The organism is Streptococcus sp. 3874 (assembly GCF_013276425.1).
Lineage (GTDB): Bacteria > Bacillota > Bacilli > Lactobacillales > Streptococcaceae > Streptococcus > Streptococcus pseudopneumoniae.
Genome location: NZ_VMLA01000030.1, coordinates 1 through 16,879, shown reverse-complemented (window position 1 = coordinate 16,879; position 16,879 = coordinate 1). Strand labels below are relative to the sequence as shown.

At 41.1% G+C, this 16,879-nt stretch carries 12 protein-coding genes; 1 reads left to right on the top strand and 11 read right to left on the bottom strand.

Annotated features, from left to right (window positions below):
- Window positions 1–79: 79 nt before the first annotated feature.
- From HT703_RS03625 to argR, 11 genes are all read right to left on the bottom strand, one after another.
- The gene (locus HT703_RS03625; RefSeq protein ID WP_020992831.1) at window positions 80–1,060 is read right to left on the bottom strand and encodes a PTS glucitol/sorbitol transporter subunit IIB; all 981 of its coding nucleotides are present in this window, start codon (window positions 1,058–1,060) and stop codon (window positions 80–82) included.
- Window positions 1,061–1,076: 16 nt separating this feature from the next.
- Window positions 1,077–1,619: a PTS glucitol/sorbitol transporter subunit IIC gene (locus tag HT703_RS03620; RefSeq protein ID WP_023934057.1), complete on the bottom strand. Its 543-nt coding sequence runs from the start codon at window positions 1,617–1,619 to the stop codon at window positions 1,077–1,079.
- Between the two features lie 15 nt (window positions 1,620–1,634).
- A complete protein-coding gene (locus tag HT703_RS03615) occupies window positions 1,635–2,114 on the bottom strand; it encodes a transcriptional regulator GutM (RefSeq protein WP_023934056.1) in 480 nt (159 codons plus the stop codon).
- Window positions 2,114–3,940: a PTS sugar transporter subunit IIA gene (locus HT703_RS03610; RefSeq protein WP_080673552.1), complete on the bottom strand. Its 1,827-nt coding sequence runs from the start codon at window positions 3,938–3,940 to the stop codon at window positions 2,114–2,116. Before HT703_RS03610 ends, HT703_RS03615 begins: the two co-directional genes overlap by 1 nt.
- Window positions 3,941–4,002: 62 nt before the next feature.
- A complete protein-coding gene (locus tag HT703_RS03605) occupies window positions 4,003–4,803 on the bottom strand; it encodes an SDR family oxidoreductase (protein WP_023934055.1) in 801 nt (266 codons plus the stop codon).
- 182 nt (window positions 4,804–4,985) lie between these two features.
- Complete coding sequence (locus HT703_RS03600) at window positions 4,986–6,335, bottom strand: glucose-6-phosphate isomerase (RefSeq protein WP_172929931.1); 1,350 nt, start codon at window positions 6,333–6,335, stop codon at window positions 4,986–4,988.
- A 170-nt stretch (window positions 6,336–6,505) separates the two neighbouring features.
- Window positions 6,506–7,195, bottom strand: coding sequence for a gamma-glutamyl-gamma-aminobutyrate hydrolase family protein (locus tag HT703_RS03595; RefSeq protein WP_172929930.1), 690 nt, complete (start codon window positions 7,193–7,195; stop codon window positions 6,506–6,508).
- 243 nt (window positions 7,196–7,438) lie between these two features.
- The gene (gene patB / locus HT703_RS03590) at window positions 7,439–9,205 is read right to left on the bottom strand and encodes a multidrug efflux ABC transporter subunit PatB (protein ID WP_054393129.1); all 1,767 of its coding nucleotides are present in this window, start codon (window positions 9,203–9,205) and stop codon (window positions 7,439–7,441) included.
- Window position 9,206: 1 nt separating this feature from the next.
- On the bottom strand, window positions 9,207–10,913 hold the full coding sequence (gene patA / locus HT703_RS03585; RefSeq protein ID WP_031222730.1) for a multidrug efflux ABC transporter subunit PatA: 1,707 nt from the start codon (window positions 10,911–10,913) through the stop codon (window positions 9,207–9,209).
- A 145-nt stretch (window positions 10,914–11,058) separates the two neighbouring features.
- Window positions 11,059–13,593 carry a DNA mismatch repair protein MutS gene (gene mutS, locus HT703_RS03580; protein ID WP_172929929.1) on the bottom strand — a complete coding sequence of 845 codons (2,535 nt, stop codon included), beginning with the start codon at window positions 13,591–13,593 and terminating at the stop codon, window positions 11,059–11,061.
- A gap of 50 nt (window positions 13,594–13,643) precedes the next feature.
- Window positions 13,644–14,090 (bottom strand): arginine repressor, encoded by a 447-nt coding sequence (gene argR / locus HT703_RS03575; protein WP_023939905.1) that lies wholly within the window; start codon window positions 14,088–14,090, stop codon window positions 13,644–13,646.
- A 135-nt stretch (window positions 14,091–14,225) separates the two neighbouring features.
- On the opposite strand from argR, the gene argS reads away from it, so the two are divergent.
- Entirely contained in the window at window positions 14,226–15,917 is a 1,692-nt protein-coding gene (gene argS / locus HT703_RS03570; protein WP_054388464.1) for an arginine--tRNA ligase, read from the top strand.
- The last annotated feature ends 962 nt before the right edge of the window (window positions 15,918–16,879 follow it).

Genomic DNA, 16,879 nt, shown 5'->3' with positions numbered 1-16,879 from the left:
TCTCAAATCTGTCATAAACTTATGCTTATAGATAAGTTTAACATAATAGTTGCTGTGTTTACGTGCATCTATCAAAGTTCTACTGATAAAGGCCAATACTAGCTATCCAAGCTACTAGCACCCGCGGAACACCATTGAGAAAGCGTGAATAAAGTACAGAAGGAACACCAACCTCAACTGTTTCAGCTTTGGCTTCAGATAGACCGAGTGCTACAGGGATGAAATCACAACCGTTTTGGGTGTTGATAGCAAATATAGCTGGTAGAGCCATTTGGGGTGGAATATTTCCTTTTCCGATTTCGACTCCAATTAAGGTTCCGATAATCTGACTGATAACAGCTCCGGGGCCTAACAAAGGAGATAGGAATGGCAAGGAACAGATAAAGCCAATCAAAATGAGCCCCCAGATGTTCCCCGCCAGGGGAACCATTAATTTTGCCAGCCAATTTCCAACACCTGAACCTTGAATAACCCCAATCAGCAAGGAAACAAAGGCCATGAAAGGAATGATTGTATTGAGCATTGTCTGAATGGCTTCACGAGCAGCCTGGTTGAAAGTCGCAACGACCTTCCCAGCGCCCATCCCAATTCGTGCTACAATACTTGTTTCAGCTTTTTGCTCTGTAATTTTTTTACTAGTATCGTAAGTTGGCTTTTCAGTTACCACAGTTGTCGCTTTTTCGTCTTCATTAGCAGCAGAAATTTGATTAAGGCCAACTGCTGACACATAGATTTCCTCGGTGATATATTGAGCTAGAGGGCCACTTTTCCCTGTAGCGACAATATTGATTGTAGGGATCCCCTTTTTAGGATAAATACCGCAGCGAAGAGTACCGCCGCAATCTACGATTGCTAAAGCAATTTCCTCATCTGGGATAGAAGTTTTAAACCCGTTAACAGCTTCCATACCGGTCAAATCAGCAATTTTATCTACAATATCTGGCTTTTCTCCGCCACCAGTGATATAGATGAATTTATGCTTAGCCTCACTAGGTGTAATGACCAAAGGGCCCCCGAAACCACCATTTCCTTTAACAACTTTTATACTCTTATATGACATAATTTCACTCTTTCTATCAATCAAATGTTTTACTCAAGGTAACACCTTGCTGTTTTGCTACATAAGCAGTTGTAAAATCGGTTACCCAACCGCCTACAAAGTTCATGACAATCCCAACAAGCATGTAACGAATGGCTAAGTCCGTTTGACTTAAACCTAAATTTTGAATTCCTGTTGCAATTCCCACCCATACAAACAACTCCCCAGGATTGATATGCGGGAATACACCATTTGAAGTATGGCAGAACTGCATCTGAGCTGCTACAAAACTAGGTTTATAATATTCTGGTAAGAAACGTCCCATACTAATCGCCATCGGATTCCCCAGCATAAAGGCTGAAATGAAAGGTAAAATCATATACCGGCTAACAGGATTTTTGGCAGAAATCTTAGCTAGGGAATTGACCTTCTCTTCTCCCAAGAAAGCGATAAGGGTATTCATTGCAATCAATAGCATCAAGACAAGAGGTACAATATTTGTCATCCAGCTAATAAAGGTTTCTCCACCTAATTGGAAGAGTTTCATAAAACTCTCTGCAAATTCTGTAATATAATTCATAAGTAACTCCTTTTCTTATTTTTTTTTAAATAACTGTTTAATAGATAATTGTAAGTAAGCCGCATAAAAGCCGAATCCCAGAAAAGAATCAGAAGAACTTGTCTCTTTCTCAATACCTGCCTCATGCCAAAGATAGACTTTTCTAGCATCTTCTATAGCTGATTGCATCAACTTATTTTCTTTTCTCACAAGAGGATTATACTTGTCAAAATAATGGATGTCTTCTCCAACATAATCGTCCATATTTTGAAAACGCGCTAAGATTGTGACTCCTTGCATTTTGCTAGCTTTAAGAACCCGACCGTTTTCATCAACCGCGAACATGACAATCGTACCGGATTTGATTCTTCCGGATTTCCTGCCAATCGCTACGCGCCCCAGTTTCCGGAGCATCGTATAGGTCTTATTGAAGTCTTTCAGTTGCTGCCAGCCGAGGAACATTTGAAATATATAAGCTGCCATGACAAATACAGCGAAAATTATTATCGAATTCATTAAAATACTCCTTTGCTCTTAGAAAATGATAGAAACTCTGTCTCTGTTTCTACAGCCCTCAATGCTTCTTTTAGAGAAGGCTCTCCTGCAATTCGAAAAATGTCGTCATACAATTCCAGCAATTCACTTTCCATTTTTCTTTCAATTTCTGAGGGTATGGCGACTAGAAAGATAAATTCAATCCATTCATCTCCTTTTTGATAAGGCTCTTCTAGTTTTCCGAACATTAAAATAGTCTTTGCATAACCCTGGTTAATTGTATGGGGGAACGCAATTCCTCCACCAAAAATGGTTGATTGCTTTTTCTCCCTATCAATTATCCGATTTCTAAAACCTTCATCAATCATCTGAAGTTTCTCTAACTCCGCAGACATATTTAGCAAGTATTGCTGATAGGTTTTTTGGGGGCTTAATCGAATAAAACGTAAGCTGACTGTTTCTAGATTTTTTTGATGAAAAGCATTGGCTTTCTGCCATTCTTCCTGCAGCCATTGATCATCAAAAAGATGATTAACTTGAATGACTGGAGATTTAGAATCTTTATATTTTAGAGGAACTGTCGTAAAAATCGCGAAATAGTCCTGATTCAATTCCACATTAAAATCCTCTTCAGAATACTGAGTAATGTCTACATCATTTCCAATGACTCGTCTGAGTTGCTGGATAATCATCGCAGCAGTTCCTCTTCCTGTTGTGCAAACCACAGCTATCTGCTTGCGAGAACCCTTAACAGCAGAATTTTGTTTTCTTAAAATCATTTCAAAATACAAAGCCAGATATCCGATTTCAGATAATTCCAATTCAGAACCAAAAATTGTAGATAGTTCTTCTCCAGCAATTTTCGCCATTTCAAAAGCAAAAGGATATTGAGTTTGAACCTCGCCATGAAATATATCATTAGCTTGCACATGGAAAATCAGTCGATTGATTAAGGACCCTAAATGAGACTTGATTTCTTCAAATAATTCTTCATCATCAAAGTGAACCAACATAGTTTCTTTGACTTTCTTGACAATCCCTTGAAAAATGTATGCAAGCTGTTCAGATTGATAAGACGGCTTGCTTAAAGTGTCAATAAAACGGACATTAAACGGAAAACACAAAAAGTCTATCTCAAACTGACTGAGGGAAATCTTATAAGTCACCTCAATATGATAGATTAATTTCTCAGCCAAATGTGTCTCTGTTAAATCATTCCTATAGTAGGGAATAGGACAATTCAACACCCTAGATGTATGAATACGATCCACCATAATTGAAAGGGTCTTTCGAAGGAGCTCCTGTGTTTCTTTAGGGATTTTATAATCCTGGACTAGCGTCTCCAGAAAAGAAGATGTTGCCTCAGTGAGTGTCCTTCCTTCAAAGTAAGGAGCCACTTGGTGAATATAGAGCAAGCGCAAATTCAGCTCGCTCCCCAAGACCTCCAGCCCACGATTGGGCTTTCCTGAAATAGTGATAGAGTAACTCTCTGCCAAAGATTTTACTTGTTTTAAATCCTTATTAAGGGTACTTCTACTAACACCTACTTCCTCAGCCAAATCGTCAATAAGAAGAGGGGAGGTTGACTCAATTAAACGTTTTAGCAAATAGGCGATTCTTTTACTGGAAGAATTGAAGTCACTCTCCTGTTTTAAACTACCAGATAAAATCTTTTCCAACTCTGTATAGTCATACACTTCTAACATTAATTGATCATCTTGTGAGATAATCTGGATATTAGGAGCCAAAACATCATTTAATTGTTGGATACTCTTTTGCAAGGTTTGCATACTAATATCCAGCTCCGAGCGCATATCTACCAAGAAATAAGTTGGCTGTGAGACCATTTTTTCTAAAATGTTATACCATCGATTTACTAAGGTCAACTCTCTTCCTCACCTTCATTTTTTTAACCGCGAGTTTTACCTCCGGCAATATTTGTAGTGACACCTGTTATATAGCTAGAACGGTCTGAAATATAGAACGCTACAAGATCAGCTACTTCCCGTAGTTTCCCACTCCGTCCCAATGGAGTCGTTGAAGTTGAAGCATAACCAGCTCGAATATCTTCTACCGTCTTTCCACGGGTATAAGCAAGAGCTTCCTCGTAAGAAAGAGTTCGAAGACCCGTAGCTTCCATAATTCCTGGAGCAATTCCAACCACACGTACACCATGTTTACCAAGCTCTTTCGCCCATGAACGAGTGTAACTATAGACTGCTGCTTTCGTGGCAGCATAGGCACTTTGTCCTTCAGAACCTTCCAAGCCTGCTTCTGAAGCCATGTTTACAATTACACCTTTTCTATTTTGAACCAGAATCCGGCCTACTGCCTGGCTAACCAAATACAGACCTTTTTGGTTAATCATTGTTACTTTTTCAAACGTTTCATCGTCTAACTCGTAAGGACCTTTAGGATTTTCTGCATCAATTAATAATCTAGGGACATTAATCCCCGCATTGTTGACCACCGCATCAATATTGCCAAATCTTTCAACTATTTTAGCGACTCCTACTTCTACTTCAGAGCGAGAAGTTACATCAACTTTTACAAATAATAGATTCGGGTGACGCAAATCGTTGTCGCTAAGGTCAAAATTCGCTACATTGACACCTAATTCCAGCAATTCTTCAACGATTGCCTTACCGATCCCAGATGACGCACCCGTCACAAGAACTGTTTTGCCTTTTATATTTAACCAATCATTCATTTTGATACCTCTCAAGTTTTATTTACAAGGCAATTATACAGCGCTTTCATAAAAGAATTAAGACACTCTTTTTTACACTGTTCAAAAAAATGATAAACTAATTAAAAGGCTTGTACTAAAAATCCACAAGAAATGAACTTGTGGATCTTTTTTATTCTGAATTAGCTCAACATATATGAGAATCAAAGACGTGCATTCAGTTCTGCACCGAGCTCTTCAAATCCAGGTTTTCCAAGAAGGGCGAACATGTTACGTTTGTAGGCTTCAACACCTGGTTGGTCAAATGGGTTGATAGCATTCAAGTAACCAGAAAGGGCGATAGCCAATTCGAAGAAGTAGATAGTGTAACCAAGAGTGAAGGCGTCTTGCTCTGGAAGAGTCACGTACATGTTTGGTACATCACCATCTGTGTGGGCAAGAAGAACACCATCAGTCGCTTTTTTGTTTACAAAGTCAACGTCTTTTCCTTGAAGGTAACCAAGTCCATCAAGGTCTTCTTCCAAGCTAGGGATAATCACGTTTTTACGAGGTTTGTCAACACGGACAACTGTTTCAAACATGATACGAGTTCCTTCTTGGATAAATTGACCCAATGAGTGCAAGTCAGTTGAGAAGTTGGCTGAAGTTGGGTAGATACCTTTTTGGTCTTTTCCTTCTGATTCACCAGCCAATTGTTTCCACCACTCTGAGAAGTATTGAAGTGATGGCTCGTAGTTTACCAAGATCTCAGTTGCATAACCTTTACGGTAAAGGATGTTACGAACTGCTGCGTATTGGTAAGCTTCGTTTTCAGAGATTTTATCTGAAGTGTAGTCTTTGCGAGCTGCATTCGCACCTTCCATAAGGGCTTTGATGTCAGCTCCTGATGCTGCGATTGGAAGCAAACCAACGGCTGTCAATACTGAGAAGCGTCCACCGATATCATCTGGAACAACAAATGTTTCCCAACCGTTAGCGTCTGCTTCAACCTTAACAGCACCTTTTTGGCGGTCAGTTGTTGCGTAAATACGTTTGTTGGCTTCTTCTTGACCGTATTTCTTAACCAAGAGTTCTTTGAAGACACGGAAAGCAATCGCTGGTTCAGTTGTTGTACCTGATTTAGAAATCACGTTTACTGAGAAGTCTTTGTCAGCTACGTACTCTACCAAGTCAGCAAGGTAAGTAGATGAGATTGAGTTTCCAGCGTAAAGGATTTGTGGAGCTTTACGTTCTTCTTTTGTTTGCAAGTTTGCAAAGTGGTGGTTCAAGAAGTCGATTGCTGCTTTGGCACCAAGGTAAGATCCACCGATACCGATCACAACCAAAACATCGCTGTCTGACTTAATTTGCTCAGCAGCTTTCAAGATACGGTCAAATTCTTCGCGGTCGTAGTTTTCAGGAAGGTCCAACCATCCCAAGAAGTCGCTACCAGCACCAGTTCCTTTACGGATCAATTCGTCAGCAGCTGTAACTTGTGCTTGCATGTATTCCACTTCATGTGGTGCAACAAATTTGTCTAAAACTTTTGAATAATCAAATTTAATATGTGACATGTTATTCCTCCAATATTTCTTCTTTTCTATCATAACGCTTACCTTCGTTTTTTTCAAGTTTTTTTGTCGAATTTCTCCAATTTTTATCAGAATTCAAACGTTTGCGTAAAAATCTCACATTCCAAAAATTTTGAAATAATAAAAGAAAGAACGACCAGATACACCAGCCGTTACAGTTCATTCAATAAATACTCAAATAATTCTAAATTGCCATCTTCTTCATTAACCAAAAACTCTGGATGCCACTGCAAACCGATAATACGGTGTTCGTCGATAGACTCAATCGCTTCGATGGTCTGGTCTCTTGGATCAATAGCAGTCACACGGAAATTAGGTGCCAAATCTTTAATGCTTTGACGATGGACAGAATTGACCTGACTTTCTTTTCCAAATAGCTTGGCCACCACGCTTCCTTCTACTGTCTCAATAGAGTGAGATGTTCCGAAAGGTAGCCCTTGCCAGTGACCTTCGATTTCTTGATTAAGGGTTCCACCAAAGGCAACATTGACAAGTTGGACACCGCGACAGATTGCCATAATTGGTTTATTCTGACGGAGCGCTTCTTTCAAGAGTGCCAATTCAAATTTATCACGGACCAGATTGTAATCATCGCTCTCGATGGTCTTTTTCTCTCCATAGAACTGAGGATGAACATTTTGGCCTCCTGTCAAAATCAATTTGTCAATCATTTCTACATAATCGCGTACAACTGACTCATCACCAACAGGAATGACTAGAGGGAGACCACCGACTTGACGAATGCTCTCTGCGAATCTACAAGATACAGATGAATGAATGTTTTTGCCTTCTGTGTCTACGGGACATAGATTTGCAGCAACTCCTACAACGGTTCTAGGCATGATGTCTCTCCTTTCGAATATTAATACTCTTCGAAAATCTCTTCAAACCACGTCAGCATCGCCTTACCGTATATATGTTACTGACNNCGGCTAGCTTCCTAGTTTACTCTTTGATTTTCATTGAGTATAACGATAGTCCTATCATATCACTCAAAGCGTCTTTCGTCTAATATGTTTTTTTTAAGACTGTGATAAAAATTTTTTATGGACAAGAAAAAGCTGCCCCATAGGACAACTTCTTTCTTATTCAAAAACAAATTGATTGTGATAGAGTTCTGAGTAGAATCCACCTAGTTTCAAGAGTTCATGGTGGTTACCACGTTCAATGACCTCTCCATCTTTAAGGACAATAATCTGATCAGCATTGAGAATAGTTTTCAAGCGGTGGGCAATAACGAAACTGGTTTTGCCTGCTACAACTGCCTCCATGGCATGCTGAATCTTGCTTTCTGTCACCGTATCTACGTTTGAAGTGCCTTCATCGAGAATGAGAACTTCTGGATCTGTCATCAGGGTTCGAGCAATGGAAATCAATTGCTTCTGCCCTGTCGAGAAGATACTCTGCTCATCATCAATAAGAGTATCGTACTTATCAGGCAAACTTTCGATATAGTCGTGAATGTGGCTTGCTTTGGCTGCTGACTCAACCATTTCCTGACTGGCATCTGGCACACCGAAACGGATATTGTCTCGAATGGTTCCGCTAAAAAGAACGGAATCTTGCAAGACAATTCCCACTTTACTTCTAAGACTATCTAAATCATAGTCACGAATGTCTTTATCATCAAAATAAATACCGCCAGCATCAACATCATAAAAGCGATTGATGAGGTTCATAATAGTGGTTTTCCCTGAACCCGTTGGCCCAACAACTGCAGTCATCTGGCCTTTAGGGGCAGAAATGTTGACATCTTTCAAAATAGGTTTATCAGGCAAGTATGAAAAATCGATATGACTGATTTCAACACCTTCTTGCAACTGAGTGAAGATTGGAGCCTTTTCAGGTCGGATTTCTTCCTCTGCATCAAACATTTCCTGTATCCGTTCAGCCCCTGTAAAGGCCAACTGAAGACTTCCCCAACTAGCTGCAACTTGAATAATAGGCTGGTAGTACTGTTGTGAAAATTGGGCAAACATCACAATCAAACCTAGGGCTGTACTTGTTTCAATAGTCTTATCGTTTAATAGAACGGCCGAACCAGCAAAGATAACGACGGCTGTATTAACCAGACTCATCCCATTCATGACAGGGAACAGAATTCCTGAGAACATCCTTCCTTTAAAGGTCGCCTTGCGTACGCGCTCATTTTGTTCAAGAAATCCTGCCATCATATCCTCTTGAATTCCTTGCACAATCACGGCTTTTTGGCCTGAGATACTCTCATCCATATAGGCGTTGAGCTTCCCTACCTCTTTCTGCTGGAGATTGGTGTATTTGCGTGCCATTTTCACGATGAAAATCAGCATAAGGAAAGCCAATGGGGTGCTGGCAATGGTGATAAGAGCCAGCGTCACATTTCTCGAAAACATGACAAGAATCAGACCAATGTATAAAACAATATTGCTCATGACCTGAATCAAGCTTTCGTTAAAGGCTTGGAGGATATTATCCAAATCACTGGTAAAATGAGACAGGATATCGCCATCTTGTCGACGGTCAAAGAAAGAAACCGTCAACTGAGCAAGCTTCCCAAAGAGACCTTTGCGCATCTCGTTGGTCGATTCTGCAATCACGCGCGTCATGAGACACATGTATATGACACTAGAAATAAATAAAACCAAAACCAGCAGACCAAGATTGACCATGATTCCTGATAGGCTTTGCCAAACAAGTTCTGGATTGCCATCTTGATAAGCTTGGACTAAATTAACTAGTTGCGTCACTGCTTGTCCAGAAAAGACCGGAAAGAGAGCTTGGGCAAGAGTCGCCAGAACAATCATCAGGATAACAACTACAAATGATAGCTTATAAACTTTAAAATAATTCCAAAAAAATTGAACTGTCTTCATTTTACTCCTCCTTTCCTTTCTGTGTTTCGTAGATTTCACGGTAAACAGCATTGTTGGCAACCAAGTCTGCATGCGTACCTTGACCAATCAATCGTCCTTGATCTAGAACCAAGATTTTATCTGCATGAAAAACCGAGCTAATCTTTTGCGCGATGATAATGGTTGTTGTTCCCTTCAAGTCCTTATTCAAGGCTTCTTGAACCAGGCGCTCTGACTTAGCATCCAAGGCCGAGGTCGAATCGTCAAAAATCAGAATACGTGGATTGCTGACAATCCCACGCGCAATCGACATCCTTTGTTTTTGTCCACCTGAGAAGTTGGTTCCTCGTTCCTCAACTGGACTTTCAAAGGTTTTCTCCATACGATGAATGAATTCACTAGCCTGGGCAATACTAGCTGCGCGTTCCATTTCAAATAGAGTAGCATCTCCCTTACCCTGTCTCAAGTTATCTGCAATCGTTCCACTGAAGAGAATGGCACGTTGGAGAACGATAGACACTGTTTTACGCAGGGTTCCTTCACTCACTTCTCGAATATCCTTGCCACCGATTTTAATAGAGCCTTCTTGCGGATCAAAGAGACGTGGAATCAATTGAGCCAAGGTTGACTTCCCTGCACCAGTCGCTCCAACGACACCAACCATTTGACCAGATTCAATAGTAAAGCTCACATCTTTCAGCATCGGTTCCTTATCCATTGGATAGGTAAAGGTTACATTTTCAAAGCTAAGACTTCCGACCAACTCTTCATCTGGCACATCCTTGAAGGTCATAGCTGGCTCTGCGTCAAGAATTTCTCGAATACGACGCATAGAAATCATGGCACGGCTGACAGAATTCCCTAAAAATCCAACCATAACAATGGTAAAGATAATCTGGCTCAGGTAATTAACAAAGGAAGCAATAGAGCCAACAACTGATGGATCCGACTGAACCATCCCTGCAACTAGCCAAATAGAGAGGAATACCGCCCCATAACCGACCAACATCATGAAAGGTTCCACTACTGAAAAAGCATAACCGATGTAAAGATTTTGACCGAGAAGCTCGTCTGAAACTTCCGTAAACTTAGCAAACTGCTCTTTTTCTTGGACAAAGGACTTGACCACACGAACGCCACGCAGATTTTCCTTGGCAATGGCATTGATGCGTTCAAGAAGGGTTTGAAACTTGGCAAAACGAGGCCCCATCATTCCCATCATGACGGCAGTCAAGCCAAAAATTAAGATTACCATGAGAACAATTACCCACCACAGAGAAGGTAGGGTTTGAACCGCCAGGATAAAGGAACCGATGAACAAGAGGGGAAGTCTGAAAAGAATCTGGAAGGTCATCATGACCACGTTCTGAATCTGGTTGATGTCATTTGTCATGCGAACGACTAGATTTCCCGCATTAAATTGTTCAATATTAGCATAAGAAAAGGTTTGGATTTTACGGAAGGCATCCTCCCGAAGGTCAGATGAAACTCCTTGGGCAATATAGGCTGCAAGGACAACATTGAGACCACCAGCAACCAGACCGACTACGGCCACACCAATCAACCAAGCCCCGATACTATAAATAGCTTCATATTTTCCAGCAAGGAGGGCGTCTAAGACTTCCTGCAGATAACGCGGTTGCAGAAGTGAACTAGCAACCATCAAGCCTGTCATCAGAAGCGAAGTCAAGGCCTGCCACTTGTAGGTTTTTATTTTCTGAATCAGCATACTTTCTCCTTAAAAAATAGACAAAAGGGAGCGACAATGTGTCAGCTCCTTCTCATTCTGTTTGTGTGATGTTATTCTAGCAAAAAAGTGGGGGATTGTCAAAGAAGTCTCCTTGATACAGCTAGAATGACTAGTAATTTTCTCTTTATAGTTTCTGTTTTAACTCGACCAAGACATTCATAGCCTGCATAGGTGTCATATTGTAAACATCCAGTTTAGCTAATTCTGCTAGGATAGGATGTTCTTCAGTCGTATCAAAGAGTGAAATTTGTTCTGAGACAGTACTTGTTTGTTTCATAGGAGCAGGACTTTCTTGCCCCTGACTCTCCAGTTGCGTTAAAATCTTATCCGCTCTCGCTAAAAGATCAGCCGGTAAACCAGCAATCTTGGCAACATGGATACCATAGGATTTATCAGCTGGCCCTGGTTCAATCTTGTGAAGGAAGGTGACCTGCCCATCCTGCTCCAAGGTTGCCACGTGGACATTGACCAAGTGTTGTAAACTAGACTCCAGACTAGTCAACTCATGGTAGTGGGTCGCAAAGAGGGTCTTGGCTCCGATATGTTCATGGATGTATTCGATGATGGACTGGGCAAGAGCCATCCCGTCATAAGTTGCAGTTCCACGACCTAACTCATCAAAAAGAATCAAGGAATTCTTTGTTGCATGCGAAATGGCATTGTTGGCCTCCATCATCTCCACCATGAAGGTTGATTGGCCTGAAACCAAATCATCGGCTGCTCCGATACGGGTAAAGATAGCATCAAAAATAGGTAAATGGGCACTTTCTGCTGGCACATAAGAGCCCAACTGGGCCATTATCGCCGTCATGGCTAACTGACGCATGTAGGTTGACTTCCCGCTCATGTTGGGTCCTGTAATCAGTTGAATACTGGTATCTTCTGCCATCTGAATCGTATTGGGAATATAGGTCTGAGCCCCCATAACCTTTTCAACGACAGCATGGCGCCCTTTCTGGATATCAATTCGCGAATCATCTCCGAATTCAGGTCGAATCAAATGCTGGGTTTCAGCTACAACCGCCAGACTTTGCAAGACATCAACGGTCGCAATTCCTTGAGCTAGAGCCTGCAAACGCTGAATGTACTTGCCGACCTCTTCACGAATGCGCATAAAAATTTCGTACTCTAGGTTAGCTGACTTCTCACGCGCCTCCAACATGTCGCCTTCGATACGAGCTAATTCTTCGGTTCCAAAGCGTTCTGAGTTTTTCAGCGTCGCCTTGCGGAAAAAGTGAGCAGGCACATTTCCCAGTTGTGAATTGGTCACATGGAAATAGTAGCCATCCTTTTTATTATAATCAATCTTGAGCGTACTGATACCAGAGTTTTCTCGCTCCTTAGCCTCAATTTCAGCAATCCAGCTAGTCCCTTCTCTAAGCACACGACGGTACTTGTCTAAAGTCTCATCAAATCCAGTTCGGATAATCCCCCCATCTGTAATCACATGAGGAGCTTCAGGAGCAATCGCTGCGCTAATCAAGCTCTCCAACTCAGGGATTCCATCCAGTTGTGCGATGAGATAAGCTAGAGCAGGTTGCTCCATTCCTTCTAAAATCGCACGAATCCGTGGCACACTAGATAAGGTGGCCGCCAACTGCAAGAGATCCTTGGGATTGGTTTTGCCAAAAGAAACACGACTAGCCAAGCGCTCAATGTCATAAACACCCTTGAGACTGTCTGTCAAATCACTGCGCTCAAAGAAATGGTCGAGAAAGACCTGCACCACTTCTTGACGTTGGATAATTCGTTCCTTATCAATCAAGGGGCGATGAATCCAAGAACGCAAGAGCCGCATACCCATAGCTGTTTTGGTTTCATCCAAAAGCCAGAAAAGGCTGCCTTGCTTCTTGCCCGAACGAGCATTCTCAACCAAATCCAGACTAGCCTTGGTCGCATAATCCATCTGCAAGAAATCTTTGATTTCATAGCGGATAACAGGCTTGAGGTGGTTCAATTCCCTCATCTGGGTTCGATGGACATATTGGAGCAACTTACTAGATGCCGCTTGCTCCACAGCTGCCAATCGTGAATCCAGTAAATGAAGGTCTTCAAAGCTTTCTTTTTCATAAGAGAGCACCAGATTCATCTGGCGGCTGAGGATTTGTTCTTCTTCCTCAGACAAGTCATAGCCCAACACCACTTCTCGCGCCTTGAGATTACGGATTTCCCCACAAACCAGCGTGAAATCCAAAAGACCTGTCACATAAAAGTCACCCGTCACCAGATCCATATAAGCTAGGCCAAATTGATTGCCTTCGCGGTCTATGGCAACCAAAAAATTATTCTGACTATCCGGCTTACTGCTATCGACCACTGTTCCTGGCGTAATGACCTGAACAACCTCTCGTTTCACAACCCCAACTGCTTGTTTAGGATTTTCCATCTGCTCTGCGATAGCCACCTTATAACCCTGCTCAATCAAGACATCGATATACTGTTGGGCAGAATGATAGGGGACACCCGCCATAGGAATCGGATTGTCGGCATTCTTGTTGCGACTCGTTAAGGAAATTTCCAGAATCTGCGCAGCATTGACCGCATCCTCATAAAATAATTCATAAAAATCACCCATCCGAAAGAGCAAAAACGCATCTGGATATTGCTTTTTAATCTCCACATACTGTTGCATGCCAGGTGATAGCTTTTCTGTCGCCATTGTCCGTCTCTCCTTGTCAAAAATAAGTCTTGAGAGCAACTCTCAAGACCTTACTTATCTTTCATCAAATCTAGCAAACGATCTTCCATGAGTTTGGCAACGTGCTGGTCTCGACAAATGACCAATAAGGTATTGGCACCAGCAACTGTTCCTAAAATCCATTCATCCTTGTTTGCATCTACAATATTTGCCAAAACAGAAGCTTCTCCCAGTTTGGTATGAAGCACCAAGGTAAACTCTGCTCTTGCAACACCTTCTAAATGATGAGACAAAAATTCCACCAAATCAATCTTTTCTGTCTCATTTGCTAGTACATAATACACCATATCATTTTTCTTGACCTTGGTCAAGCCGATTTCGCGCAAATCACGAGACAGGGTTGTCTGCGTCACACAAACATTGTGTGCCTCCAACCGATCTTGAATTTCTTTTTGTGTACTTAATTTCTCCTCAGTAATCATTTTTTTTATTAACTGATGACGATCTCTTTTTCTCATAAAATCCTCTTATGTGAATATTTATAACTATTTTTATAACTATATTATACCAAAAAAATAGGAGATTTCAAAAATTTTTTCTTCTTTCTTTAAAATTGTGATAAAATAGTAGAAAAGTCCAAAAAGGAGCTCTTAATGAATACAAAAGAATTGATTGCTAGCGAGTTGGCTAGCGTCATTGATAGCCTAGACCAAGAGGCTATTTTAAATTTACTGGAAACCCCTAAAAACTCAGAAATGGGAGACATTGCTTTCCCTGCTTTTTCTCTTGCCAAAGTCGAACGTAAAGCACCTCAAATGATTGCGGCTGAACTGGCTGAAAAAATTAACAGCCAAGCCTTTGAAAAGGTTGTTGCAACAGGACCTTACGTCAACTTTTTCCTTGATAAATCTGCCATCTCTGCTCAAGTATTGCAAGCTGTTATCACTGAAAAAGAACACTATGCTGACCAAACTATTGGCAAACAAGAAAATGTTGTTATCGATATGTCTAGTCCCAATATCGCTAAACCATTCTCTATTGGTCACCTGCGCTCAACTGTTATCGGAGATAGCTTATCACATATTTTCCAAAAAATCGGTTATCAAACAGTCAAGGTCAACCACTTGGGAGACTGGGGTAAACAATTTGGGATGTTGATTGTTGCCTACAAAAAATGGGGCGACGAAGAAGCTGTAAAAGCTCATCCAATCGATGAACTCCTTAAACTCTATGTCCGTATCAATGCTGAGGCTGAAAATGACCCTAGCTTGGATGAAGAAGCACGCGAATGGTTCCGTAAACTGGAAAATGGTGACGAGGAAGCTCTCGCTCTTTGGCAATGGTTCCGTGATGAAAGTTTAGTGGAATTTAACCGCCTTTACAATGAATTGCAGGTTGATTTTGACAGCTATAACGGGGAAGCCTTCTACAACGATAAGATGGATGCAGTTGTAGACATTCTTTCTGAAAAAGGCCTTCTTGTTGAGTCAGAAGGGGCCCAAGTTGTGAATCTTGAGAAGTATGGAATTGAACATCCAGCCCTTATCAAGAAATCGGATGGTGCAACTCTCTATATCACACGTGACTTGGCTGCAGCCCTTTACCGTAAAAACGAATATCAATTTGCTAAATCTATCTACGTAGTTGGTCAAGAGCAATCTGCCCACTTTAAACAGCTCAAAGCTGTCTTGCAAGAGATGGGCTACGATTGGAGTGACGACATTACTCATGTTCCTTTTGGTTTGGTTACAAAAGAAGGGAAAAAACTCTCTACCCGTAAAGGGAATGTCATCTTGCTAGAGCCCACTGTTGCAGAGGCTATTAGTCGTGCAAAAGCCCAAATTGAAACAAAAAATCCTGAATTGGAAAATAAAGATCAGGTAGCACATGCTGTTGGGGTTGGATCCATTAAGTTCTATGACCTCAAGACTGACCGTACAAACGGATATGACTTCGACTTAGAGGCCATGGTATCCTTCGAGGGTGAAACTGGACCTTATGTTCAATACGCCTACGCTCGTATCCAATCGATCTTACGCAAAGCGGATTTCAAACCAGAAACAGCTGGCAACTATAGCTTGAATGATGCTGAAAGCTGGGAAATCATTAAACTCATTCAAGACTTCCCACGTATTATCAACCGTGCGGCAGATAACTTTGAACCTTCTATCATTGCTAAATTTGCAATTAGCCTGGCTCAATCCTTTAACAAATACTATGCACATACACGTATCTTGGATGAAAGCCCAGAACGCGACAGCCGTCTAGCCCTCAGCTACGCAACCGCAGTCGTTCTCAAAGAAGCCCTTCGCTTGCTTGGAGTAGAAGCGCCAGAGAAGATGTAAATCGCCAAAGTTACTTGATTGCAAAGCAATCTAAGTAACTAACGCCAAATCCTATTCGGACTTTGGCTAGGCGCTTCACTAGTTTTAGGACATAAATATGATCGATTTATGTTCTAAAACGTCGTAATCTTAAAATTATTGGAACTAAAGTTCCTAATTGTTAGACGCTAGCCGCTTATATGCGGACTAGCTAACTGCTTCACTAGTCATGGTCTCTAAATATAATCGATTTAGAGACCATGACGTCGTAACTATGGCGATTTGCCTAATCGCTTTACTAATTCACCAAACCAAATAATATCGATTTGGTTTGGTTCAGTCGTAATCTTTTAATCACTTTATTGTAAAGTAGTCTAAGTAACTAACGCCAAATCCTATCAGGGATTTGGCTAGGCGCTTCACTAGTTTTAGGACATAAATATGATCGATTTATGTCCTAAAACGTCGTAATCTTAAAGTTATTGGAACTAAAGTTCCTAATTGTTAGACGCTAGCCGCTTATATGCGGACTAGCTAACTGCTTCACTAGTCATGGTCTCTAAATATAATCGATTTAGAGACCATGACGTCGTAACTATGGCGATTTGCCTAATCGCTTTACTAATTCACCAAACCAAATAATATCGATTTGGTTTGGTTCATGTCGTAATCTTTTAATCACTTTATTGTAAAGTAGTCTAAGTAACTAACGCCAAATCCTATCAGGGATTTGGCTAGGCGCTTCACTAGTTTTAGGACATAAATATGATCGATTTATGTCCTAAAACGTCGTAATCTTAAAGTTATTGGAACTAAAGTTCCTAATTGTTAGACGCTAGCCGCTTATATGCGGACTAGCTAACTGCTTCACTAGTCATGGCTCCTAAATATAATCGATTTAGGAGCCATGACGTCGTAACTATGGCGAATTGCCTAAACGCTTCACTAATTCACCTAACCAAATAATAGACTTCCTGCAAAAC

Coding starts and splice junctions, on each gene's coding strand:
- HT703_RS03625 (WP_020992831.1), bottom strand. CDS start 1,060: ATGTCATATAAGAGTATAAAAGTTGTTAAAGGAAATGGTGGTTTCGGG.
- HT703_RS03620 (WP_023934057.1), bottom strand. CDS start 1,619: ATGAATTATATTACAGAATTTGCAGAGAGTTTTATGAAACTCTTCCAA.
- HT703_RS03615 (WP_023934056.1), bottom strand. CDS start 2,114: ATGAATTCGATAATAATTTTCGCTGTATTTGTCATGGCAGCTTATATA.
- HT703_RS03610 (WP_080673552.1), bottom strand. CDS start 3,940: ATGGTCTCACAGCCAACTTATTTCTTGGTAGATATGCGCTCGGAGCTG.
- HT703_RS03605 (WP_023934055.1), bottom strand. CDS start 4,803: ATGAATGATTGGTTAAATATAAAAGGCAAAACAGTTCTTGTGACGGGT.
- HT703_RS03600 (WP_172929931.1), bottom strand. CDS start 6,335: ATGTCACATATTAAATTTGATTATTCAAAAGTTTTAGACAAATTTGTT.
- HT703_RS03595 (WP_172929930.1), bottom strand. CDS start 7,195: ATGCCTAGAACCGTTGTAGGAGTTGCTGCAAATCTATGTCCCGTAGAC.
- patB (WP_054393129.1), bottom strand. CDS start 9,205: ATGAAGACAGTTCAATTTTTTTGGAATTATTTTAAAGTTTATAAGCTA.
- patA (WP_031222730.1), bottom strand. CDS start 10,913: ATGCTGATTCAGAAAATAAAAACCTACAAGTGGCAGGCCTTGACTTCG.
- mutS (WP_172929929.1), bottom strand. CDS start 13,593: ATGGCGACAGAAAAGCTATCACCTGGCATGCAACAGTATGTGGAGATT.
- argR (WP_023939905.1), bottom strand. CDS start 14,090: ATGAGAAAAAGAGATCGTCATCAGTTAATAAAAAAAATGATTACTGAG.
- argS (WP_054388464.1), top strand. CDS start 14,226: ATGAATACAAAAGAATTGATTGCTAGCGAGTTGGCTAGCGTCATTGAT.